At 63.1% G+C, this 21,357-nt stretch carries 22 protein-coding genes and 1 pseudogene; 10 read left to right on the top strand and 13 right to left on the bottom strand.

Annotated features, from left to right (window positions below; genetic code table 11):
- Positions 1–6: 6 nt before the first annotated feature.
- The 3 genes and pseudogenes from ftsY (at position 7) to ACWTU8_RS16350 (ending at position 3,334) form a co-directional block, all read left to right on the top strand.
- Positions 7–1,962 (top strand): signal recognition particle-docking protein FtsY, encoded by a 1,956-nt coding sequence (gene ftsY, locus ACWTU8_RS16360; RefSeq protein WP_455848949.1) that lies wholly within the window; start codon positions 7–9, stop codon positions 1,960–1,962.
- Positions 1,963–2,023: 61 nt separating this feature from the next.
- Positions 2,024–2,698: a septation protein A gene (locus tag ACWTU8_RS16355; RefSeq protein ID WP_095520069.1), complete on the top strand. Its 675-nt coding sequence runs from the start codon at positions 2,024–2,026 to the stop codon at positions 2,696–2,698.
- Between the two features lie 16 nt (positions 2,699–2,714).
- Positions 2,715–3,334, top strand: a pseudogene (locus tag ACWTU8_RS16350) (pyridoxamine 5'-phosphate oxidase family protein).
- Positions 3,335–3,403: 69 nt separating this feature from the next.
- On the opposite strand, the gene ACWTU8_RS16345 reads toward ACWTU8_RS16350, so the two are convergent.
- Positions 3,404–4,321 (bottom strand): SMP-30/gluconolactonase/LRE family protein, encoded by a 918-nt coding sequence (locus ACWTU8_RS16345; protein ID WP_455840766.1) that lies wholly within the window; start codon positions 4,319–4,321, stop codon positions 3,404–3,406.
- Positions 4,322–4,617: 296 nt separating this feature from the next.
- Between ACWTU8_RS16345 and ACWTU8_RS16340 the strand changes: the two genes are divergently transcribed.
- Entirely contained in the window at positions 4,618–4,785 is a 168-nt protein-coding gene (locus ACWTU8_RS16340; protein ID WP_084646772.1) for a hypothetical protein, read from the top strand.
- A 92-nt stretch (positions 4,786–4,877) separates the two neighbouring features.
- Here the strand turns inward: ACWTU8_RS16340 and ACWTU8_RS16335 are convergent, their stop codons facing one another.
- The 6 genes from ACWTU8_RS16335 to ccmA all read right to left on the bottom strand — a co-directional run bounded on the left by ACWTU8_RS16335 (position 4,878) and on the right by ccmA (position 8,493).
- Positions 4,878–5,924 (bottom strand): DUF2332 domain-containing protein, encoded by a 1,047-nt coding sequence (locus ACWTU8_RS16335; RefSeq protein ID WP_455848948.1) that lies wholly within the window; start codon positions 5,922–5,924, stop codon positions 4,878–4,880.
- Positions 5,925–5,939: 15 nt separating this feature from the next.
- The gene (locus ACWTU8_RS16330) at positions 5,940–6,518 is read right to left on the bottom strand and encodes a DsbE family thiol:disulfide interchange protein (protein WP_455848947.1); all 579 of its coding nucleotides are present in this window, start codon (positions 6,516–6,518) and stop codon (positions 5,940–5,942) included.
- A complete protein-coding gene (gene ccmD, locus ACWTU8_RS16325; protein ID WP_455848946.1) occupies positions 6,515–6,682 on the bottom strand; it encodes a heme exporter protein CcmD in 168 nt (55 codons plus the stop codon). Before ccmD ends, ACWTU8_RS16330 begins: the two co-directional genes overlap by 4 nt.
- 107 nt (positions 6,683–6,789) lie before the next feature.
- Positions 6,790–7,167 carry an Imm50 family immunity protein gene (locus ACWTU8_RS16320; protein ID WP_455848945.1) on the bottom strand — a complete coding sequence of 126 codons (378 nt, stop codon included), beginning with the start codon at positions 7,165–7,167 and terminating at the stop codon, positions 6,790–6,792.
- Positions 7,167–7,832, bottom strand: a complete 666-nt coding sequence (gene ccmB, locus ACWTU8_RS16315) for a heme exporter protein CcmB (protein WP_095520063.1) — start codon at positions 7,830–7,832, stop codon at positions 7,167–7,169. The genes ACWTU8_RS16320 and ccmB overlap by 1 nt, the downstream gene beginning before the upstream one ends.
- Positions 7,833–7,884: 52 nt before the next feature.
- On the bottom strand, positions 7,885–8,493 hold the full coding sequence (gene ccmA / locus ACWTU8_RS16310) for a heme ABC exporter ATP-binding protein CcmA (RefSeq protein WP_455848944.1): 609 nt from the start codon (positions 8,491–8,493) through the stop codon (positions 7,885–7,887).
- Positions 8,494–8,778: 285 nt separating this feature from the next.
- Between ccmA and acnA the strand changes: the two genes are divergently transcribed.
- Positions 8,779–11,469 carry an aconitate hydratase AcnA gene (acnA, locus tag ACWTU8_RS16305; protein ID WP_455848943.1) on the top strand — a complete coding sequence of 897 codons (2,691 nt, stop codon included), beginning with the start codon at positions 8,779–8,781 and terminating at the stop codon, positions 11,467–11,469.
- 69 nt (positions 11,470–11,538) lie between these two features.
- Here acnA and ACWTU8_RS16300 read toward each other — a convergent pair whose 3' ends face one another.
- Positions 11,539–12,213, bottom strand: coding sequence for a ceramidase domain-containing protein (locus ACWTU8_RS16300; RefSeq protein WP_455848942.1), 675 nt, complete (start codon positions 12,211–12,213; stop codon positions 11,539–11,541).
- Between the two features lie 178 nt (positions 12,214–12,391).
- Between ACWTU8_RS16300 and ACWTU8_RS16295 the strand changes: the two genes are divergently transcribed.
- Both ACWTU8_RS16295 and ACWTU8_RS16290 read left to right on the top strand, forming a co-directional pair.
- Positions 12,392–13,201, top strand: a complete 810-nt coding sequence (locus ACWTU8_RS16295; protein ID WP_455848941.1) for a DUF1223 domain-containing protein — start codon at positions 12,392–12,394, stop codon at positions 13,199–13,201.
- Positions 13,202–13,697: 496 nt separating this feature from the next.
- Complete coding sequence (locus ACWTU8_RS16290; protein WP_455848940.1) at positions 13,698–14,081, top strand: DUF2794 domain-containing protein; 384 nt, start codon at positions 13,698–13,700, stop codon at positions 14,079–14,081.
- Here the strand turns inward: ACWTU8_RS16290 and ACWTU8_RS16285 are convergent, their stop codons facing one another.
- The 4 genes from ACWTU8_RS16285 to ACWTU8_RS16270 all read right to left on the bottom strand — a co-directional run bounded on the left by ACWTU8_RS16285 (position 14,082) and on the right by ACWTU8_RS16270 (position 19,088).
- A complete protein-coding gene (locus tag ACWTU8_RS16285) occupies positions 14,082–14,654 on the bottom strand; it encodes an N-acetyltransferase family protein (RefSeq protein WP_455848939.1) in 573 nt (190 codons plus the stop codon). It abuts the gene before it with no gap.
- 152 nt (positions 14,655–14,806) lie between these two features.
- Positions 14,807–15,586 carry a Bax inhibitor-1/YccA family protein gene (locus ACWTU8_RS16280; RefSeq protein ID WP_029349432.1) on the bottom strand — a complete coding sequence of 260 codons (780 nt, stop codon included), beginning with the start codon at positions 15,584–15,586 and terminating at the stop codon, positions 14,807–14,809.
- A gap of 242 nt (positions 15,587–15,828) precedes the next feature.
- Positions 15,829–18,378: an ABC transporter permease gene (locus ACWTU8_RS16275; RefSeq protein ID WP_455848938.1), complete on the bottom strand. Its 2,550-nt coding sequence runs from the start codon at positions 18,376–18,378 to the stop codon at positions 15,829–15,831.
- Positions 18,378–19,088, bottom strand: a complete 711-nt coding sequence (locus tag ACWTU8_RS16270) for an ABC transporter ATP-binding protein (RefSeq protein ID WP_455848937.1) — start codon at positions 19,086–19,088, stop codon at positions 18,378–18,380. Before ACWTU8_RS16270 ends, ACWTU8_RS16275 begins: the two co-directional genes overlap by 1 nt.
- Before the next feature lie 86 nt (positions 19,089–19,174).
- Between ACWTU8_RS16270 and ACWTU8_RS16265 the strand changes: the two genes are divergently transcribed.
- Together ACWTU8_RS16265 and thpR are read left to right on the top strand one after the other, a co-directional pair.
- Positions 19,175–19,819 carry an arylesterase gene (locus tag ACWTU8_RS16265; protein ID WP_455848936.1) on the top strand — a complete coding sequence of 215 codons (645 nt, stop codon included), beginning with the start codon at positions 19,175–19,177 and terminating at the stop codon, positions 19,817–19,819.
- A gap of 131 nt (positions 19,820–19,950) precedes the next feature.
- A complete protein-coding gene (gene thpR, locus ACWTU8_RS16260; RefSeq protein ID WP_065007287.1) occupies positions 19,951–20,547 on the top strand; it encodes an RNA 2',3'-cyclic phosphodiesterase in 597 nt (198 codons plus the stop codon).
- Here the strand turns inward: thpR and ACWTU8_RS16255 are convergent.
- Positions 20,451–20,969 (bottom strand): low molecular weight protein-tyrosine-phosphatase, encoded by a 519-nt coding sequence (locus tag ACWTU8_RS16255; RefSeq protein WP_082982268.1) that lies wholly within the window; start codon positions 20,967–20,969, stop codon positions 20,451–20,453. The two genes, thpR and ACWTU8_RS16255, sit on opposite strands and share 97 nt — an antisense overlap.
- Before the next feature lie 52 nt (positions 20,970–21,021).
- Here ACWTU8_RS16255 and ACWTU8_RS16250 point away from each other — a divergent pair, with 52 nt between their 5' ends.
- Complete coding sequence (locus tag ACWTU8_RS16250) at positions 21,022–21,318, top strand: 4a-hydroxytetrahydrobiopterin dehydratase (RefSeq protein WP_455848935.1); 297 nt, start codon at positions 21,022–21,024, stop codon at positions 21,316–21,318.
- The last annotated feature ends 39 nt before the right edge of the window (positions 21,319–21,357 follow it).

Raw genomic sequence — 21,357 nt, 5'->3', positions numbered from 1 at the left:
AGGAACATGGCTGGTTTTCTCAAGAAGATATTTTCGTTCGGCAAGAAGGAAGTGGTCGAGGAGCGGATCGACGAGTCAGCACCCCTGCCGCCGATCAAATGGGACGCGCTGGAGGCGCTGAAGCCGGCCGCCGAACAGACTGTTCCGGAATTTTTGATACGCGAAGAGCCTCGGCCCGAAGCAGAAGCTGTGCCTCCGCCGCCAGTCGAGCCGGAAGCACCGCCCGCGCCGCAGCCGGCGCCTGTCGAAGAGGCCGAGCCCGAACCTGCGCCGACCATTCGGCCCGAGCCGGACATCCAGCCGGAACCTGCGCCGGTCGAGGAGCCGGAGGCGCCCGCCGAACAGGCGGCGCCAAAGGAGATTCCGGTCGCTCCCGTCATTCGCCAGCCAGTTCGGGAGCCAGAGCCGGAGGAAATTCCTGAGCCAGAGCCGACGCAGGAGATCGTCCAGTCTGAGCGTCCGTCATCCGAACGTGGCGCTGCCACTCATCCGCCTGCCGGCACCTTCTCCCGGTATAGGGACGGGGAGAAGGGTGCTGATCGTCACGCCGAGCCTCCTTTTGAAAGCGGCAACGAAGAAGCTCCTACGCTGACGCCCCCCTCTCCCCGTCCTTTACGGGGAGAGAGTAAGGGTGAGGGGCAGCGCGGACCTGCGCAAGATGCCGCACCGCCGGCCGAGCCCCCCTCAACTGCGCCCGAGCCTGAAGCGCCGCAAGCCGAAATCCCGCCCCCCATTCGCCAGCCGGCGCCGGTCGAGGCGAAGCCGGTCCGTGCCGAGATCGCGCCCGAGCCTGAAGCCGTGCCAGCGCCCCACCCTCCCCTCGATGGGGAGGGTCGCCGCGAAGCCGCGGGGTGGAGTGACAGCGCCGGCGCCAGCCACCCCCACCCCCGAGCTCCGCTCGGGACCTCCCCCATCGAGGGGGAGGTAAAGCGCGAGGCCGTTCCGCAGCCGCCGCCGGAGCCAAAGCCCGCCCCCGGCAAGGTCACCGTAACCAAGAAGGTCGAGCAGAAAGCCGGGCCGCAGAAGGCGCCGGAACCGGCACCGAAACGCTCTTGGTTCCAGCGCATGAAGGAGGGGCTTGCCCGCTCTTCCCGGGAACTGTCCGGCAACATCGCCGGCGTCTTCACCAAGCGCAAGCTCGATGAGGACACGCTCCAGGATCTGGAGGACGTGCTGATCCGCGCCGATCTCGGTATGGAAACGGCCCTGCGCATCACCGATTCACTGGCCGCCAGCCGCTACGGCAAGGACGTCTCCGAGGCGGAAGTCCGCGCCATCATGGCGACCGAAGTGGAGAAGGTGCTGACCCATGTCGCTTTGCCGCTGGAGCTCGACCTCAGCCACAAGCCGCATGTCATCCTTGTCGTCGGCGTCAACGGCACCGGCAAGACCACGACCATCGGCAAGCTGGCGGCAAAGCTCACCGATGGCGGCCTATCGGTGATGCTCGCAGCCGGCGACACGTTCCGCGCTGCGGCGATCGAGCAGTTGAAGATCTGGGGCGAGCGCACCAAGTCGCCGGTCATCGCCTCGAAGCTTGGCGCCGATGCGGCAGGTCTTGCCTACGACGCCTTCGAACAGGCCAAGCAAGCCGGCTCCGACGTGCTGATCATCGACACCGCCGGGCGGCTGCAGAACAAGACCGAGCTGATGGCGGAACTGGAAAAGATCGTCCGGGTGCTGGGCAAGCTCGATCCGGAGGCGCCGCACACCGTGCTGCAGACGGTCGACGCCACCACCGGGCAGAACGCGCTCAACCAGGTCGAGATCTTCCGCAATGTCGCCGGTGTCAACGGCCTAGTGATGACCAAGCTGGACGGCACGGCACGCGGCGGTATTCTGGTTGCGATCGCGGCAAAGCACAAATTGCCGGTCTATTTCATCGGCGTCGGCGAACAGGTCGACGACCTCGAACCATTCTCCGCAAGCGAGTTCGCCAGGGCGATCGCTGGAGTGGCGTAACAAGCATGATCCCAAAAAGTCGCACACTTTTTGGACAGGTCATGCGCAAGAAGGAAAGCCTATGAACCCGCGCATCCTCGAACGCGACCCGTCCGACCCGCAGAAACAGAAGAAGGAAGGCGTCAATCCGCTGCTCAAGATGGTGCTGGAGCTCGGCCCGTTGATGGTGTTCTTCTTCGCCAACGCGCGCGGCGCATGGCTGACGCAGAAATTTCCGGCGCTGGCCGAATTCGGTGGGCCGATCTTCGTCGCCACCGGCCTGTTCATGGCCGCGACCGCGATCGCGCTGATCGCTTCCTGGCTGCTCACCCGCACCTTGCCGATCATGCCGATGGTATCGGGCGTCGTCGTCTTCGTCTTCGGCGCGCTGACGCTCTATCTGCAGGACGACATCTTCATCAAGATGAAGCCGACCATCGTCAACATGCTGTTCGGCGGCGTGCTGCTCGGCGGGCTGTTCTTCGGCAAGTCGCTGCTCGGCTACGTCTTCGATTCGGCTTTCAGCCTCGATGCCGAGGGCTGGAAGAAACTCACCTTCCGCTGGGGCCTGTTTTTCCTGTTTCTGGCCCTTGTCAACGAAGTGGTCTGGCGGAATTTTTCCACCGACGCCTGGGTTACCTTCAAGGTCTGGGGGATCATGCCGATCACGCTTCTTTTCACCTTCAGCCAGATGCCGCTGATCATGCGCCATTCGCTTGAAGGTAAGACCGGAAACGAAGAGAAGGCCGGCAAGTAACGGTTAAGGAGAGGGCATGGAATTCGTCACCACGCGCGAGGTGCTGAGAACGATCTACAAGACGCCTCGGCCGACCGACGGCTCGATCCGCAAGGAATTGAAGGCGCTGGATGGCCACAGCCGTTCCTTCATCGGCAAAAGCCCGTTCGTGCTGATCGGCTCCTCCGACGGCGCCGGCAATAGCGATGTGACGCCGAAGGGCGACAGACGGGCTTCGCCGCCGTGCTTGACGAGAAGACCATTGCCATCCCCGACCGGCCCGGCAACAACCGGCTCGACACGCTGGAGAACATTCTTCTGAACCCCTCGGTCGGGCTGCTCTTTCTCATTCCAGGCATGAATGAGACTCTGCGCGTCAACGGCGATGCCCGCATCACTGTCGATGCGGCTTTGCGCGAGCGGCTCGCCGTCGACGGCAAGGAACCGCAAAGCGTCGTCCTGGTGACGGTCAAGGCCGCCTACATGCATTGCGCCAAGGCTTTCATGCGCTCCGATTTGTGGAAGCCGGAAACCTGGTACGACCGCGCGACGTTGCCGACGCTCGGCCAGATCCTGCGCGACCAGCTGGCGCTCGCCGATTCGGCCGAGGCGACCGATCGCTGGCTGGACGAAGAATACAAACACACCATGTGGTAAATCTGCTCGGGCGCGATCCGCCCGAGAAGACATTGCAATGTGCTCGCTTGCATATTGCTTGGCGGCCGCTCAGTAGGTCTTTGCGCCGTTGACCATCAGCCGGACCATGTAGAGCGAGGTCGTGCCGGCGATGTAGAGGCAGTTCAGCTTGTTGCCGCCGAACACGCAATTGGCGACGACTTCCGGCACCTTGATCCTGCCGATCAGCGTTCCGTCCGGATCGTAGCAATGGATGCCGTCGGCGGCGCTCGTCCAGATCCGCCCTTGATCGTCGAGCCTGAAGCCATCGAACAGGCCGGCCGTGCAGTCGGCGAAGACATTTCCGCCGGATACCTTCCTGCCGCCCTCGTCGACATTGAACACCCGCATATGCGCCGGATTCTGGGCGCCATGCGTGCGACCGGTGTCGACGACATAGAGCTTGCTCTCGTCGAGCGAGAAGGCAAGCCCGTTGGGCCTGACCATATCGGTGATCACCGCTTCGATCTCACCGGTGCCGGGGTCGGCCCGGTAGACATGACAGGCGCCGATCTCGCTCTCGGCCTTGTCGCCCTCATAATCCGTATCGATGCCGTAGGTCGGGTCGGTGAACCAGATCGAACCATCGGACTTGACCACCGCGTCGTTGGGCGAGTTCAGCCGCTTGCCGCGCCATTTGTCGGCGATGGTGGTGATCGAGCCGTCATGCTCGGTGCGGCTGACGCGGCGGCCCGAATGCTCACACGTGACCAGCCGGCCCTGCCGGTCGACGGTGTTGCCGTTGGAATTGCCGGACGGCTGCCGGAACACGCTGACGCTGCCATCGGTCTCGTCGTAGCGCAGCATGCGGTTGTTGGGGATATCGGACCACACCAGATAACGGCCGGCCGCAAACCAGGCCGGCCCTTCCGCCCACCGGCATCCGGTGAACAGCCTGTCCACCTGCGCGTTGCTGTTGAAAAGTCGCGCAAAACGCGGATCGAGAATCTCGTAGTCTTCGGCGGCCATGGTTTCCTCCCGGTCATGCAAATCGCTAGTGCCGGGGCGATCAAGCCAGCCGGAGATCGATATGGCAAGATCGTTGATATCGGATCTTGAGACATTGGGGCAAAACGCGGCAAGGCCGCCCTTGCTCAACGACGGGCCTAAACGACGGCGCTCATGTGCCGTTAACCGGCTATGCGTCCAGCGCAATGGTGCATTGCAACATCTTCTTTTTGCAAGGCACTATAACTATGTCATGCTCCGTATCGATCAGGGAGGAACAACCTGCCGCAGCAATGCGGCACAGAAGGAACCTCGCTATGATTCTCGACAACCTCATGAGCCGCGCTCGCACCAGCATCGCCAAGCGCCGGCAATACAACCGCCTCATCGCCGAAATAGACTCCTTTTCCAGCCGCGATCTGGCCGACATGCGCGCCGACCGCAGCGAAATGCTCTACCAGGTCCACAAGCAGATCTACGGCTGAGGCGAACGCATGATCCCGAACCGAAGGTCAGCGCAGCAAAAAGTTGCAGACTTTCGGACGAGATCATGCGCAACCAGAACGGTTTGATCGGCTCAGCCGATCCATTCGATCCAGCGGCCGTGGTAATCGCAATTGGCTAGGCGGCGTGTCTCGCCGCCGGGCCATAGAGTGAGGCTGAGTGCCGCCCACTCCTTTGTGGGATCGCGCGGCTCCATCCCCAGTCTTGCGATAGGCGCAACGGCCGTGGCCTCTCTGCCCGCCTGCTCCAGCGTGGCGGTGATGGCATCCTTGGTTGCCCGCGGCAGGTATTGCCACGTGATCGAATGATAGAGCACGAAGGCGCCGCCCAGCTGCTGCCGTGCGGCCAGCGCCTTCTCGACAAAATCCGCCGCGTCCGCTTTGACAAGCAGCGGTTGAAACTTTTCGGCAAGTGACAGCGCGGCGTCGAGCCGGGCCAGCCGCGATGCCTGATCGGCCCAGACGTAAGACCGAAGCCGTAACCGCGCCGCTGCGTCGGCGACGTCGACCGGCGCGATGTCGCAGCCGGCGCGATGGCGGACGTCGATCGCTCCACCAAGCGGAACAGCGCGCCCGCGCACCTCCGGTGCCAACCGGACGGGGGAGGCCGGGTCTCCCCACTCGGCATCGCCGTAGCGGTAGTGAAAGCTGTCGAACAGGAGATTGAGCCCGGCGCTGGCACCGATCTCGCACAAGTCCAGCGGCAGGCCGGTTTCCCGCGCGATCGTCAGAAATCCAGGCAGCAGCATCGCCGACCGGGCGATTTCATTGGTCTGCGGCGCGCCGGCGAGGCCGGCGACGATCTGCTCGTCGGATCGCGCAATTGCCTCCGGCAGCACCGCCGCGATCTCGGATACGCTTGTCTGGTTGGGCGGATAGATCACTGCCAGCCGCTCACTGCCACCCGTCAGGGCCAACGCATGCAGCGCGCCGCACACGCGCAATGCGAGGCCATCGGCGCGCGCGTCGCCCGGCCAGCCGAGCACCGCCCGCCCGGTCCTGGTGTTTGCGTCGAGAACCTTGGCCAGCGCACGGCATAAATTCGCGGTGAAAGGCGAGCCAAGTCCATCGCAGGCTTTCGCCTGAGCCAGAAAATGGTCGCGGATGTCTCGTTCGTCCATCGCGTTTTCGGTGTCTCAGCCCGGAGCGGCCAGCGCCTTCTCGATCTCGGGCAAAAGCAGCGTCTGTGCCGAGCCTGGCGTCAGCGGGCCGACATGCTTGTAGGCGATCTTGCCGTCCTTGCCGACGACGAAGGTTTCCGGCACGCCGTAGACGCCCCAGTCGATTGCCGCGCGCCCCGCCGCGTCGACGCCGATCGCCTGGAACGGGTTGCCGAGATTGCCGAGGAACCGGCGGGCGTTTTCCGGCTGGTCTTTGTAATTGAGCGCGGCGATGACGAAGCGCTTGTCCTGCGACAGCGCCAGCAGCACCGGATGCTCGTCGCGGCACGGCCCGCACCACGACGCGAAGACGTTGACCAGCGTAACCTCGCCGGCGAACTGCTTGGAGTCGAGCCCGGGCAAATTCATGCCCTCCAGCGCCGGCAGGTTGGTCGGCGGCGCGGGCAGGCCGATCAGCGCCGATGGCACTTCCGAAGTGTCGCGGCCGGACAGCAGCTGCGTCAGGAACAGTCCCGCCAGCCCGAGGAAAATCAGCAGCGGCAAAAGCACGATCAGGCGCCGCGTGCGCGCCGGCGTTTCCGTTTGCATGCTCATGATTTCCCCGCCTTGTCGGAGCGCCGCCGCACGCCGGACGCTTCCAACTCGGCGAGGTCCCTCTTGCGCGCACGCTGGTCGAACAGGATCCAGCCGATCAGCCCGGCCAGAACCAAGGCCGTGATGGCATAGGCAGCGGTCACATAAAGGGCGTGTACGCTCATTTCTCGATCCAAGGCTTCTTGCAGCGAAGTTCATAGCTCCACTGGCTGTTCGTCGCAATGAACGGCGTCTGCGGCGGATTTGCGGTCACTCGGAATCGGAACTTCATCTATTGCGACTGCAGCAGACCGGATATTTTGATGATACGCATGAACTGGCATGTCATGGACAGCCTGACAGCTCCTTCGCAGGTGAGCAGAATTTTGCCCGCGTCGTCCCACATTCTGACTGCGCTCCTGTCATGACTCTGGAATTTCCGAACGCTGATCGACTCGACACCTTCGAACGCGAGTTCAAAATACACCGCGTTGAATGCTCCCCATTTGACGGGAGGCCGGTAGGGGAGACGGGTCGATATAAAATGCAGGTGCAGGCTAGGCCCGTCGCGACTGATTTCGGCCTTGGTGATCTCGACAGAAGACAGGTCCGGATAGTTGCCGTAGATGGTCTGGAGAAAGATCGGATTTTCTATGCGTAGCGGCCACATCAGTCCGCCCCATGACGCAGCGCCAACGCTGCCGCAACTGGCCCCAGCACGGCAAGAAACAAGGTCAGCGCGGCGAGGATGAGGAAAGGCTGCAGGAACGGATCGGGGTTCGCCACCGCGCCATAGCTTGCCGAGACGCCAAAGATCAGCACGGGAATGGTCAGCGGCAGCACCAATACCGAGATCAGCAGCCCGCCGCGCGGCAGCGCCACCGCCACCGCCGCACCGGCAGCGCCGATGAAGGTGATCGCCGGCGTGCCGACCAGAAGGGTCAGCGCCGTGGCGCCGATGCCGATCGGCTCCATATTCATGAACAGGCCGAGCAAGGGTGCCGCGATGACCAGTGGCAGCACGCTTCCCGCCCAATGCGCCAGGCATTTCGTCAGTACGGTCAGCGCCAGCATCTGCCGGTCGTTGCCGAGCACCAGCAGATCGAGCGAGCCGTCTTCCCGGTCGGCCTGGAACAATCGGTCGAGACCGAGCAGGCAAGCGAGCAAGGCGCCGATCCACAGGATCGCCGGGCCGATGCGGGCAAGCAGATTGAGGTCCGGCCCGACGCCGAAGGGGATCGTCGCGATCACCGCGAGAAAGAAGATCACGCCGGTCAGCGCCCCGCCGCCGGCCCGGATACTCAGGCGGATATCGCGCAGGAAGAGGGCTAGCATGGTGTGAGACGCCCTTGCCCAGGACAGAGGGCGGCGCGAAGGAATGCCGACATTACCCAGTTTCCCCCATCACCAGCGCTTGTGCCCCATCGAGCCCCAGTGGCAGATGCGTTGCCGCAATGATGATCCCGCCTTCTCCGCGATGCTGCGTCATCAATCGGGCGAATCGCTCTTCCGAAGCCTTGTCCAGCCCAGCCGTCGGCTCGTCGAGCAGCCACAGCGGTCGCCGGCTGACCAGTAATTTTGCGATCGCCGCGCGGCGGCGTTGCCCGGTGGAGAGATAGCCGAACGGCAGATGGCCGATACCATCAAGCCCGACCATTTCCAGCGCCGCTTCAGCGCTCAAAAAATCCGCGCCTGAAAAATCGCGCCAGAAGCGCAGATTTTCAATCACGCTCAGCGCCGTCTTCATCGCGTTCTGGTGACCGAGATAGTGGCAGGCCGAGGCGACCGACGGAAAATCCTCGCCGCCGCCTTCGATAAGCAAACAGCCTGCCGCCACCGGCAGCAGCCCGGCGACCACCCTGAGCAGTGTCGATTTCCCCGCGCCGTTCGGCCCGGTGACGATCAGCGCCTGGCCTTTCTCAAGGGCAAAATTGATGCCGGAAAAAACCGCTTCGCCGCCGCGTTCGCCGCCCAGATTTTCGGCGATCAGCCGCATTCCTTGCCCGTCCCGAAAACACCGCGCCACGGCAGCTGCCGCATCGCACAAAATAGCCTTTCGACTGTCTAGAACTATTCCAGGAAATTCTCTATATCCGGGTCATCCGTGCCAGCGGTCGGCACGGGAAGCGAATTAGCGCCGAACCAGCGCACGCGCCGCCTTGAACGGCTCGGGTTGGCTGGGAACGGACAGCGGAAATGGCCGTACCCGCACCTTTGCGCGTGATTGCATGCCATCGGCGTCCGTTCCCTTTCAGGCTGAACAGACAAGGACGGATCGCACGTGTCAAAATCCCTCGATAGTTTCAATTGCCGCCGCACGCTGACCGCAGGCGGAACCGACTATGTTTATTACGACCTTGTCGAGGCCGAGAAGAACGGCCTCACCGGCATCGCCCAGTTGCCCTATTCGATGAAGGTGCTGCTGGAGAACCTGCTGCGTAACGAGGACGGCCGTTCCGTCACCAAGGAGAGCATCCAGGCGGTCGCCGGCTGGCTGACCGACAGGGGAACCGCCGGCGTCGAGATTGCCTATCGGCCGGCCCGTGTGCTGATGCAGGATTTCACCGGCGTTCCGGCCGTGGTCGACCTGGCCGCCATGCGCGATGCCATGGCCTCGCTTGGCGGCGACCCGCAAAAGATCAATCCGCTGGTGCCGGTCGACCTGGTCATCGACCACTCGGTCATCGTCGATGAGTTCGGCACGCCGCTGGCTTTCGCCCGCAATGTCGAGCTCGAGTACGAGCGCAACGAAGAACGCTACAAATTCCTGAAATGGGGCCAGCAGGCCTTCCGCAATTTCCGCGTCGTGCCGCCCGGCACCGGCATCTGCCATCAGGTCAATCTCGAATATCTCGGCCAGGTCGTGTGGACCAACACTGAAAGCGGCGAAACCACCGCCTATCCCGACACCTGCGTCGGCACCGATTCGCACACCACCATGATCAACGGCCTTGGCGTGCTCGGCTGGGGCGTCGGCGGCATCGAGGCAGAGGCCGCCATGCTCGGCCAGCCCGTCTCCATGCTGTTGCCCGAAGTTATCGGCTTCCGCCTCACCGGCAGACTGAGGGAAGGCGTCACCGCCACCGACCTCGTGCTCACCGTCACCCAGATGCTGCGCAAGAAGGGCGTCGTCGGCAAATTCGTCGAGTTCTTCGGTCCGGGTCTGTCCAACATGACGCTGGCCGACCGCGCTACTATCGGCAACATGGCGCCCGAATATGGCGCCACCTGCGGCTTCTTCCCGGTTGATGGCGAAACCATCCGCTACCTCACCATGTCCGGCCGCGAGGAAAACCGCATCGCGCTGGTCGAGGCATACGCCAAGGCGCAAGGCATGTGGCGCGATACCGGCTCGGCCGACCCGGTCTTCACCGACCTGCTCGAGCTCGATCTCGGCAGTGTCGTGCCGTCGATGGCCGGCCCCAAGCGTCCGGAAGGCCGCGTAGCACTTGAAGGCATTCCGGACGGCTTTGCCAAGGCGATGGAGACCGAATACAAGAAAGCCGCCGAAATCGACAAGCGCTATGCCGTCGAAGGCACCAACTATGATCTCGGCCATGGCGATGTCGTGATCGCCGCCATCACCTCCTGCACCAACACCTCGAACCCGAGCGTGCTGATCGGCGCCGGGCTTTTGGCGCGCAACGCAAACCGGCTCGGGCTCAAGCAGAAGCCGTGGGTCAAAACATCGCTGGCGCCGGGCAGCCAGGTCGTCGCCGAATATCTGGAGAAATCCGGCCTGCAGAAGGAACTCGACCAGATCGGCTTCAACCTGGTCGGCTTCGGCTGCACCACCTGCATCGGCAATTCCGGCCCGTTGCCGGCGCCGATCTCCAAGACCATCAACGATAAAGGTTTGATTGCTGCCGCGGTGCTTTCCGGCAACCGCAATTTCGAAGGCCGCGTCTCGCCCGACGTGCAGGCGAACTACCTCGCTTCGCCGCCGCTGGTCGTCGCCCACGCGCTGGCCGGGACCGTGACCAAGGATCTGACCACCGAACCGCTCGGCGAGGACCGTGACGGCAACCCGGTCTACCTCCGGGACATCTGGCCGAGCTCGGTCGAGATCCAGGAGTTCATCGAGAAGAACGTGACGCGCGAACTGTTCGCCCGCAAATATGCCGACGTCTTCAAGGGCGACGAATACTGGCAGAACGTCAAGGCGCCGGAAGGCCAGACCTACGCCTGGGACGACCATTCGACCTATGTGCAGAACCCGCCTTATTTTGCCGGGATGACATCAGGCTTCGGGACAATCGGCGACATCAAGGGCGCCCGGGTGCTCGGCCTATTCGGCGACAAGATCACCACCGACCATATCTCGCCGGCCGGCTCGATCAAGGCGGCCTCGCCGGCCGGCAAATACTTAACCGACCATGGCGTCGGCGTTGCCGACTTTAACCAGTACGGCACGCGGCGCGGCAATCACGAGGTGATGATGCGCGGCACGTTCGCCAACATCCGCATCCGCAACCACATGCTGGGCGAGAACGGCCGCGAGGGCGGCTACACCATCCACTATCCGTCGAAGGAAGAGAGATCGATCTACGACGCCGCCATGGAGTACAAGAAGGAAGGCGTGCCGCTGGTCATCTTCGCCGGTGTCGAATACGGCAACGGCTCGTCGCGCGACTGGGCGGCCAAGGGCACCAACCTCCTGGGTGTTCGCGCCGTCATCGCTCAGTCGTTCGAGCGCATCCACCGCTCGAACCTGGTCGGCATGGGCGTCATCCCGTTCGTCTTCGAGGAGGGCACCTCATGGGCGTCGCTCAACCTCAAGGGCGACGAACTGGTCGAGATCGACGGACTGAGCGCCATCAAACCGCGACAGAAGATGGTCGCGAAGATCACCTATGGCGACGGCAGGGTGAAGAACATTCCGATCATCTGCCGCATCGATACGCTGGACGAGCTCGACTACTTCAAGAACGGCGGCATCCTGCAATATGTGCTGCGCGATCTGGCGGCATAGGAATTAGGAGTAAGGGAGTAGGGCAGTAGGAGCAAGGACAAGCGACCTCTTCCCTACTGCCCTACTGCCCTACTTATACTCCGCCCTTGGCGCCCCGAAGCGCGCCGCCGCCGCCAGCAGCACACCGAGCATCAACCCGTTGAGCATGTGCCACAGGAAATGCGTCCCGAGCGGGAAGCTGCCGCAGACCAGCGGATCGATCATCCTGAAGGTGACCGACACGACGAAGATCGCCGAGCCTGCCAGATTGTACCAGCCGGCGCGGTTGCCGCCCGCCGCCACTAAGACGCCGAAGAAGGCAAGCGCCAGGAAGGGCGGCAGATAGCCGGTCGTGCCGTTCGATGCCTGGCGCAGCCAGTCCGGCACGGCCCAGGTCAATAACCCGGTGACGGCATAGAAGGCGACGAAGATGGCGATCGCCTTGCCCCATTTCATGCCGAGGAAACGGCGCAGGTTGAACAGCGTGTAGGCCAGCGTGAACCCGGCGATCGGCAGCACGTCGGCCCAGACCGTGCCATGGTTGGCAAAGGTGTGGAACAGCGCCGAGCCGACGCCGATCGCCACCACCCACCAGGCCAGCACTTCGGCGAAGATGCCGGTGCCACGCCGGCGCACCTCTCGGACACCCCACAGCCCGGCGACAAGAAAAGCCAGATTGGTCAGTGCGTTGACCGGCTCGGCCCAGAGCTCCGGCCCGACCCGCTCGCAGTATAGGTCGACCGGCGTCAGGAGAGTTTGCCACATGCTGATTGTTGCCCGAATCTATATCTACCCAGAAGTGTAGCCCGTCCTATTGCCCCCTTGCAGTTGGTTACAACGGTAAAATTTCACCTCAACGTGACTTCCCGTTGACTGCCGCTTCTGCCACATATTTCGCCAATCAGAATAAAGCCGGCCATCACCGGCGGGAGTCGAAACGGCTATGACACCTCGAAGACCATTGCGGCTTGCGGCATTGGCGCTGGCCCTCTCGGTGTTTGCCGGCGCTGAACTTGCCGGCAATGCGATCGCCGGCGAGGTCGACAAACCCCAGGCTGACAAAGCCTCGACTGACCAACCCTTGGGCGTGGTCGAGCTCTTCACCAGCCAGGGCTGCAATTCCTGCCTGCCCGCCGATGAATTCTTCGCCGAGCTTGCCGCCAAGGAGAACATCGTCGCGCTCGCCTATCATGTCGACTACTGGGATTATCTCGGTTGGAAGGACACGCTGAGCCGCAAGGAGAACACCGAGCGGCAATATGAGTATATGCGCGCCTTCGGCAGCCGCTCGGTCTATACGCCGCAGGCCGTCATCAATGGCCGCAGCCATGTCAGCGGCGCCAACCGCAAGGAAGTCGACGGCGCGCTCGCCCGCATGGAAAGATCGGGCGAAGGCATGCGGGTCAGCGTCAAGGTCAGCCGGACCATTGACCGCGTCACAATCGACGCCGGCGATGCCGGGACCGGCCCCAGCGATGCCCATGTCGTCATCGTTTATTTCGACCCGCCGCAGACGATCAAGATCGGCAAAGGCGAAAACACCGGCCGCAGCATGACTTATTGGAACGCCGTCTCCGGCATCCAGACCGCCGGTATGTGGCACGGCAAGGCGCAGCGCTACGAATTGCCGATAAGCGTGATTTCCAAGAAGGGGGGCTGCGCCGTGCTGCTGCAATCGGTGGGCAAGGACGGCCTGCCGGGTCCCATTCTGGGCGCCGCCTTAATCCACAAGCCCGCGCATTCTCGCCCTTAGCATTTTGCAGCCAAACGTCTTCGTTTGGCGTCCGACAAAATGCGTCAAATAATAAAGAGAGCGCGGTTTTGGTTCCACCAAAACGCAAAGCGCTCTAGCCGTCCACTTCCATCCAAGCAGAAAAAACCGGCGTCAGCTTGCTTCTGACGCCGGTCTATTAGGTTTTGGGATCGTCGCACCCGATTTTTCTCAGGGAAAAACCGAGGTTGGTTCGATCCGACGCAGACCCGTGGGCGGGGGGCTTGGGGTTTACGAGCCAGTGCCGGACCGAACCGTCTCAGGCAACACCCGTAAATTCGTCGGACATTGGGGCATGAGCGCGGATAAAAGATGGCAGGATTGTGGCGAAGCATCACCAATTCCAACGGGCGTTTTTATAAACGTGACTGGACACTGCGGAAACGGTGCGTCGCCGCCTTTGTCCGGCTAGGCTTGCAATTCCATGGCGAAAGCGCCAACTTTGGTTGGCGTAAGATTCATTCGAAGGGATCGAGGCATGACTGATCACGGCAGCGGGACGGAGGATGGGGACGCATCCGCAATACTAATCCCGCTGCATGAGGCAAGACGCGAACGCCTCGAGCCGGTGCGGTTCGACCGGCGTGAATTGGACCAGATCCTGAGGCTTTACGGGCGCATGGTCGCCGCCAATGAATGGCGTGACTACGCCATCGACCATCTCACCGACCGCGCCGTCTTTTCCGTGTTCCGTCGCACCAGCGAGGTACCGCTATTCCAGATCGTCAAGGATCCGAAGCTGGCGCGCCGCCAAGGCGCATTCGCCGTCATTGCCGCCGGCGGTCGCATCCTCAAGCGCGGCGAGGAACTTGGCCGCGTGCTTGGCGTCTTCGACCGCACGCTGAAGCTGGTCGAGGCCTAACTACTCATTTTGCTGGCGGAATTTCTGTTCCGGCAACGAGTTGGGATCGGGCGGAACCAGAGCTCCATCATTGATCGGCAGTTGCATGAACACCGTGTCAAGCCAGCGTCCGTGCTTGTAGCCGGAGCCTTCCAGGCGGCCCGAATGGCGGAAGCCGAGCTTTTCATGCAGCCGCACCGAGGCACTGTCCGGCCGACCGTCGCCGATCACCGCGATGATCTGGCGGAAGCCCGCTGCCTCGGCCGCCTCGATCAGCCCTTGCATGAGCTTGAACCCGATACCATGGCCCTTGGCCTCCGGCGCGAGATAGACAGAATCCTCGACGACGAAGCGATACGCAGGGCGTGGTCGGAAGGCGCCAGCATAGGCATAGCCGAGCACAATGCCGTCTTTTTCCGCCACCAGATAGGGAAAGCCCCCCGCTATCAAACTCTCGAAGCGCTGGCCCATTTCGGCGCGGCTCGGCGGCTCCAACTCGTAGCTCGCCGTGCCATGGGTCACCGCGTCGGCATAGATATGGGTGATCCGGTCGAGGTCCGCCGGCGTAGCCGCCCGTATGGTGATGCTGGTCATAATTTATGCACGTCTATCATCTGCCCGCAATTTTCATCAAAGACCGGGCAAAAGAAAAGGGCGGCCGTGGGGCCGCCCTTATCAAACTCGCTAGTCCAGTCAGAATATGATTTCCCGGTTTTCGGAAGATCATGGTTCAAAACAAAAGCCTGTTATCGGCGGTCGCCCATGAACTGCAGCAGGAACATGAACAGGTTGATGAAGTCGAGATAGAGCGTCAGAGCGCCCATGATCGCCTTGCGGCCGGCAACGTCGGTGGCGTCGCCCTCGAAATACATCTCCTTGATCTTCTGCGTGTCATAGGCGGTGAGGCCCGAAAAGATCAGCACGCCGAGCGCCGAAACGGCGAAGGACAGGGCTGACGACTGCAGGAAGATGTTGATCACCATCGCGATGATCAGGCCGAACACGCCCATCACCAGGAACGAGCCGAACGCGGTCAAATCGCGCTTGGTCGTGTAGCCGTAAAGCGACAGCGCACCGAAAGCCGCTGCGGTGGCGAAGAAGGTCTGCGAAATGCTGGCCGTCGTGTAGACCAAGAAGATCGACGACAGCGACAGGCCGACTAGGCCGGCATAGACCCAGAACGTCGTCTGCGCGGCAGAAACGCTCATCGACTGGACGCGGAACGACAGGAACAGCACGGCGGCGAGCGGGGCAAAGATCACCAGCCATTTCAGCGGCGAGCCGAAGATCGCGTAGCCGAAGGAGGTCAGCATGTCGCCGTTCGGCAGGGTGGCGACCGCCGAAGCCGGATCGGTGGTGGTGGCCAGCATGATCGTTCCGACCGCGGCGAGCCCGGTGATGAGGAGGCCAAGCCCCATCAGATTGTAGACCTTGATCATATAGGCGCGCAGGCCCTGGTCGATAGCAGCATCGACGCCGGCGCCGGGCACGGCACGCGTCTGATAATTGCGAACGGGTTCAGCCATTGAAATCCTCATATTGCTTCTGCCCCGTCCGGTGTCCGGTCCATTTGGACCGCGGCGCGCCGCTGGCGGGGCTCCAGCATGCCTGCTGCGAAATATGATGGTTATTGGCGTCAAGAACAAGACCGTAACCGAACGTAATGCTTCGTGAAGACCCGAAAATCTGCATTTATCGGCCTTCCGAAGCCAACATTAACAAGATTTAACCGAATCCTGGTCGCGTTGAGCCTGTATATGCTTGCAGATCAGAGATTGCGCAGCACCGGCGCCGCCTTGTGGCCCAGCACCCGCCAGGTGCCGGCGAGGCCGATCCCGACCGTGACCACCAGCGCAAAGACGATGGTCGCCACCGCCACATCAGGCATGAAATGCGACGGCAGCGTCATGACGCGCGCGACAACGAACCACGCCGCAATCCCGCCTGCCGCCAGCGCGAAGATCGCGGTGGCTAGGCCGATCAGCATGTATTCTAGCGAAAAGGCCGCGATCAGCGTCTTCCTGGTGGCGCCCAGCGTCTTCAGCACCACCGCATCGTGGATGCGGGCGCGGTTGCCGGCGGCCAGCGCGCCGGCCAGCACCAGCACCGAGGCGATCAGCGCCACGCCGGCCGCGGCCCTGATCGCGGTGCCGAGTTGCGCCACCAGCCGGTTGACTATGTCGAGCGCGTCCTTGACCCTGACTGTCGTCACCGCGGGAAAAGCACGGGTGACCGCGTTGAGAAGACGGGCATCGTCGGCTGGCGACGCGCCCTTTTCGGTCAGCGTCGCCAGCCAGCTATGCGGCGCGCCGGCAAATGTGCTGGGCGAGAACACCATGACGAAGTTGATGCCCATCGTCTCCCACTCGACCTGGCGGAAATTGGCGATCTTCGCCGTCACGTTGCGGCCAAGCACGTTGACGGTGATGGTGTCGCCGAGTTTCAGCCCGATCTCTTTGCCTTCCTCGGCCGAAAACGACACCAGCGGCTCGCCGGCATAATTGTCCGGCCACCATGTGCCTTCGGTCAGCGTCGCATTCGCGGGAATGCTGGCCTCGTAGGTCAGCCCGCGATCGCCGCGCAGCACCCAGGCTCCTTCCGCCGGAACTTTGACCTTGTCGACGTCGACGCCGTTCAGCGCCATCACCCGGCCGCGCAGCATCGGCACCTTGACCAGCGTGCCCTGCGGCGCTTGCCTGCTGACCAGCGCAGAGAACGCATCGACATCGCTGCTCTGGATATCGACGAAGAAGAAGTTCGGCGCCCGTTCCGGCAGGCTGCCGGAAATCTGCCCCCTGAGATTGCCGTCGATCAGCGCTAGCGTCACCAGAAGCGTCAATCCCAGTCCCAGCGACAGCACCACTGACGGCGTCAAGGCGCCTGGCCGATGGATGTTGCCGACGGCGAGCCTAAGCGCCGTCGAGCCAACGCGCGGGCTTCTTTTGGCGGCCCACTGCACCAGCGCGCCGACGACGCGCAGCACCAGGAAAGCGAAAATGGTGGCGCCGACGAAGATCGAGGCGACATAGCGGTCGCCGGAAAACAGAATGGCCAGCGCCGCCAGGAGCAGCGCGATGCCGAGCGCCGCCGCCGTGTAGAGCGGGCGCGGAAAACCGCGGCCCTCAAAACCCATTTCGCGAAACAACGCCGTCGCCGGCACGTCGCGCGCACGGCCGAGCGGCAGCAAGGCGAACGCCAGCGTCACCAGCAGCCCGAACAGCGCCGCCATGCCGAGCGCGCCGGGATAGAACCCACCTTCCGCCGGCACCGGAATAACCGCCTGGAGGACCGCGCTCGCCGCAAACGGCATCAGCGCGCCAAGCACAACGCCGAGCGTGATGCCGAGCGCGGCGATCATCAGGATCTGCACGAGGTAGACGGCAAAGACGAAACCGCCCGAAGCCCCCAGGCTCTTGAAGGTGGCGATGACGCCGCGCTTGCCGTCGAGATAGGCGCGCACCGCATTGGCGACGCCAACGCCGCCGACCACCAGCGCCGTCAGCCCGACCAGCGTCAGGAACTGCGAAAACCGTTCGATGTTGGAAGACAACGCCGGTGCTGCGTTGCTGCGCGTGCGGATCAACCAGCCGGACTCGGGAAAATCCTCCGCCGCCTGATCCTGAATGGCTTTTATGCGAGCCTCTCCGGTGCCGCCGGGGAGGCGGACCTTGTAGGCGTTCTCGACCAGGCTGCCCGGCTGGATCAAACCGGAAGCGGCAAGCCCGTCCGTCGAGATCAACAGCCGCGGCGCAAAGCCGAAGCCGTCGGACACCGCGTCCGGCTCGTTGACGAGCCTGGCGCGCAGTTCGAAGATGGCGCTGCCCAGCTTCAGCCGGTCGCCGATCGCAAGGTTCAGCCGCTCGAACAAAAGGTCGGGTGCGGCGGCGCCGAAAACACCGGATTTTTCGCCGAACAATTCCTGCTTCGAAAGCGCCGGCTCGGTCACCAGCGCGCCATAGAGCGGATAGGCTCCATCGACCGCCTTGGCCTCGACCAGCGCCTGGTCGGAACCGTCCTCGAGCCGCGCCATCGAGCGCATGTTGGCACTGTGCGAGACCGTGCCCAGCCCGTTAAGAAAGAAATGCTCGGCTTGCGTCGCGGCGCGCTGATTGAGCTGGAAACGAAGATCGCCGCCAAGCAGCGACTGGCCTTCATTGGCGACACCGGCGGTAATCGCCCGGGCCACCGAGTTGACGCCGCCGATCGCCGCGACACCCAGCGCAATGCAGGCAAGGAAGATTAGGAAGCCGGACAGCCCGCCGCGCATCTCGCGCAGCGAGAAGCGGAAGGCGAGCTTCAGCGTGCGCGACAGCGGCATCAGGCCGGCAGCTTACCGGGCTTTAGAGCTGGTTCTGGCGCGTCCTCGATCCGGCCCGACCGCATCGATACCTGCCGGGAGCAGCGTGCGGCGAGCGCCGGATCATGAGTGACCAGCACCAGCGTCATGCCGCGCTCGGCCGCCTTGGCGAACAGAAGATCGGCGACCTGCCGCCCCGTTGTCTGGTCGAGATTGCCGGTCGGCTCGTCGGCGATCAGAATGCGCGGCGAAGGCGCCAGCGCCCGGGCGATCGCCACACGCTGCTGTTCGCCGCCGGACAATTCGCCGGGATAATGAGTGACGCGGTCGCTCAAGCCCACCGCCTCCAGCTCCCGCGCCGCCACCCCGAACGGATCGCTATGGCCGGCTAGTTCCAGCGGTACTGCGACATTTTCGAGCGCCGTCATATTGGGGATGAGGTGGAAGGACTGGAAAACGATGCCAATATTTCGCCCCCGAAACGATGCGATCTGATCTTCACTCTTGCCGTTCAGCAATTCGCCCGCAATTCGTACCGTCCCCGAATCGACCCTTTCCAGGCCGGCAAGGACCATCAGCAGCGTCGACTTTCCCGAGCCAGAAGGACCGACGATGCCGGTCGCCTCTCCGGCAGCCACATCGAGGCTGACACCTTTCAGCACATGGACGGAAGACGCTCCTTCGCCGAGCGTCAGCGATACGTTTTTCAGCGCGATGACGGCTTCTGTCAAAATAAAATCGTCCTATATGGGAAAGGAAAAGGCTGGAATTCTGCCTGCCGCCAACAAAATGTTCTTCGTCATATGGGGCCTGCCGCATGGCTTTCAAACACACACTTCCCGCAGCCTTGATCCTTTTCCTTGGAATTTGCGGCGCCCTTTCGTCGGCGCGCGCCGAGCCCCTGAAGATCGTCGGTTTCGGCGACAGCCTGATGGCGGGCTTTGGCCTCGGACCGGACGAAGGCTTCACCCAGAAACTTGAGGCAGCACTTCGCGCCAAGGGCCACGATGTGACCGTAACCAATGCCGGTGTCTCCGGCGATACGTCGAGTGGCGGCCTGTCGCGGCTCGACTGGTCGGTGCCGGACGGCACGCAGCTGGTCATCCTCGAACTCGGTGCCAACGACATGCTGCGCGGCGTTTCTCCTGCCATCACGCAAAAGAATCTGGACGCCATGCTGGCGAAGCTGAGGCAGCGCAAGATCGCCGTGCTGCTGGCCGGCATGCGCGCAGCACCCAATCTCGGCGCCGACTACCAGAGCAGCTTTGACGCGATCTTTCCGAAACTGGCGGAAAAATACGGCGTCCCGCTCTATCCGTTCTTCCTCGAGGGCGTCGCCGGCGACGCCACTTTTCAGCTCGAGGACGGCCTGCACCCGAATGCCAAGGGCATCGACCACATGGTCGAGCGCATACTGCCGGAGGTCGAAAAAGCCATTGCCGCAGCTAAGGGCAACTCTTGAAGGACCGAATTTCGATGAGGGTTCGCTTTCCCCTGCGATTTAGGCCAGGTGCGATCAACAATCCGCTTGCCCCGCTTGATTTTCGATGATTCGCTAGGACAAGAGTTCGATTCGAGGACAGGAGGCTTACCATGCCGCGTCTTTTCACCGCCCTCGAAATACCGCGTGACGCCGCCCTTTCGCTGTCCCTGCTCCGGGGCGGCCTGCCCGGGGCCCGCTGGATCGACGTCGAGAACTACCATTTGACGCTGCGCTTCATCGGCGATGTCCAGGGCCATGTCGCCGACGAGATCGCCAACGCGCTCGACCGAGTCCACCGCCCATCCTTCCCGCTGACGCTGTCCGGCGTCGGCGCCTTCGGCCAGAAGAAACCGCATGCGGTATGGGCCGGCGTTTCCGCCTCGCCCGATCTTTCGGCACTGCAAGCCGAAATCGAGCGCATCTGCCAGCGCCTCGGCATCCCCGCCGATCCGCGCAAGTTCATGCCGCATGTGACCCTGGCGCGCTTACGCAATTCGAGCCCGCTCGACGTCGCCCAATATCTTTCGGCACGCGGCAATTTTTCGACGCTGCCCTTCCGTGTCGGCCGCTTCGTCCTGATGTCGTCGCGCGATTCGGTCGGCGGCGGACCCTATATCGTCGAGGAGGCCTGGCCGCTGTCGGGCGCCGACAGCCGTGCCTCGAGCCGCGTCGCCAGCGCCTCCGACGCTTCGCGGATCATGCGGTAGACCGAGGCAAACGCCTCCGGCCCCTCGTGATAGGGGTCCGGCACGTCGCTCACCGTTCCCTCCGCGAACTCCAGGAACAGATGGACCCGGTCGCGCATGGCGGCAGGCACCAGCGCTTTCAAATCCCGGAGATTCGATCGGTCCATCGCGAGAATCAGGTCGAAACGCGAGAAATCGTCCGGCGTCAGCTTGCGCGCCCGCTGTCTGGAAATATCGATGCCGTGCCGCTCTGCGATCGACATCGAGCGCGGGTCGGGTGCCGAGCCGGCTTCCCAGTCGCTGGTTCCGGCCGAATCAAGCAGGATATCCCGATCGAGACCTCGCTCCGCCAGGACGGCGCGCAACACGCCCTCCGCCAACGGTGAGCGGCAGATATTGCCGAGACAGACGAAAAGAATGGATTTTATCGGCTTTGCGCTCATCGATCCGGCACTATGCTGAAGACTGCGAAACCAGATAGCACGGGAAACGATCATGACGAGAGGGAAACTGGGCAAGGAGGCGGTCGCCGAGGCGCTGGCCGGGCTCGACGGCTGGTCGCTGGCCAGGGACGGCGGTTCGATCGCGCGCAGCTTCACCTTCAGGAATTTTTCCGAAGCCTTCGCCTTCATGACCCGCGTCGCCCTGGCGGCGGAGAAGATGGACCATCACCCCGACTGGTCGAACGTCTACAAGTCCGTGAGCGTGACGCTGAACACCCATGATGCCGGCGGCCTCACGGCGCTCGATTTCGAACTGGCCAAGACGATGGACCGCTATTTCGACGGCTGAGCCAAAGCACCAAGCCTGCCCCGGGGCTCGACCCGAGTT

The organism is Mesorhizobium sp. BHbdii (assembly GCF_053848045.1).
This window is presented reverse-complemented; position numbering and strand designations above follow the sequence as displayed.

Bases quoted from the DNA above. Each gene is read 5' to 3' on its own strand.
- ACWTU8_RS16280 (WP_029349432.1), bottom strand. From the start codon at position 15,586: ATGGCTGAACCCGTTCGCAATTATCAGACGCGTGCCGTGCCCGGCGCC.
- ACWTU8_RS16250 (WP_455848935.1), top strand. From the start codon at position 21,022: ATGACGAGAGGGAAACTGGGCAAGGAGGCGGTCGCCGAGGCGCTGGCC.
- ccmB (WP_095520063.1), bottom strand. From the start codon at position 7,832: ATGCTAGCCCTCTTCCTGCGCGATATCCGCCTGAGTATCCGGGCCGGC.
- ACWTU8_RS16295 (WP_455848941.1), top strand. From the start codon at position 12,392: ATGACACCTCGAAGACCATTGCGGCTTGCGGCATTGGCGCTGGCCCTC.
- ACWTU8_RS16275 (WP_455848938.1), bottom strand. From the start codon at position 18,378: ATGCCGCTGTCGCGCACGCTGAAGCTCGCCTTCCGCTTCTCGCTGCGC.
- ccmD (WP_455848946.1), bottom strand. From the start codon at position 6,682: ATGAGCGTACACGCCCTTTATGTGACCGCTGCCTATGCCATCACGGCC.
- ACWTU8_RS16290 (WP_455848940.1), top strand. From the start codon at position 13,698: ATGACTGATCACGGCAGCGGGACGGAGGATGGGGACGCATCCGCAATA.
- ACWTU8_RS16330 (WP_455848947.1), bottom strand. From the start codon at position 6,518: ATGAGCATGCAAACGGAAACGCCGGCGCGCACGCGGCGCCTGATCGTG.
- ccmA (WP_455848944.1), bottom strand. From the start codon at position 8,493: ATGCGGCTGATCGCCGAAAATCTGGGCGGCGAACGCGGCGGCGAAGCG.
- ACWTU8_RS16285 (WP_455848939.1), bottom strand. From the start codon at position 14,654: ATGACCAGCATCACCATACGGGCGGCTACGCCGGCGGACCTCGACCGG.
- ACWTU8_RS16320 (WP_455848945.1), bottom strand. From the start codon at position 7,167: ATGTGGCCGCTACGCATAGAAAATCCGATCTTTCTCCAGACCATCTAC.
- ACWTU8_RS16355 (WP_095520069.1), top strand. From the start codon at position 2,024: ATGAACCCGCGCATCCTCGAACGCGACCCGTCCGACCCGCAGAAACAG.
- ACWTU8_RS16340 (WP_084646772.1), top strand. From the start codon at position 4,618: ATGATTCTCGACAACCTCATGAGCCGCGCTCGCACCAGCATCGCCAAG.
- ACWTU8_RS16335 (WP_455848948.1), bottom strand. From the start codon at position 5,924: ATGGACGAACGAGACATCCGCGACCATTTTCTGGCTCAGGCGAAAGCC.
- ACWTU8_RS16345 (WP_455840766.1), bottom strand. From the start codon at position 4,321: ATGGCCGCCGAAGACTACGAGATTCTCGATCCGCGTTTTGCGCGACTT.
- ACWTU8_RS16265 (WP_455848936.1), top strand. From the start codon at position 19,175: ATGGCTTTCAAACACACACTTCCCGCAGCCTTGATCCTTTTCCTTGGA.
- ACWTU8_RS16255 (WP_082982268.1), bottom strand. From the start codon at position 20,969: ATGAGCGCAAAGCCGATAAAATCCATTCTTTTCGTCTGTCTCGGCAAT.
- thpR (WP_065007287.1), top strand. From the start codon at position 19,951: ATGCCGCGTCTTTTCACCGCCCTCGAAATACCGCGTGACGCCGCCCTT.
- ACWTU8_RS16300 (WP_455848942.1), bottom strand. From the start codon at position 12,213: ATGTGGCAAACTCTCCTGACGCCGGTCGACCTATACTGCGAGCGGGTC.
- ftsY (WP_455848949.1), top strand. From the start codon at position 7: ATGGCTGGTTTTCTCAAGAAGATATTTTCGTTCGGCAAGAAGGAAGTG.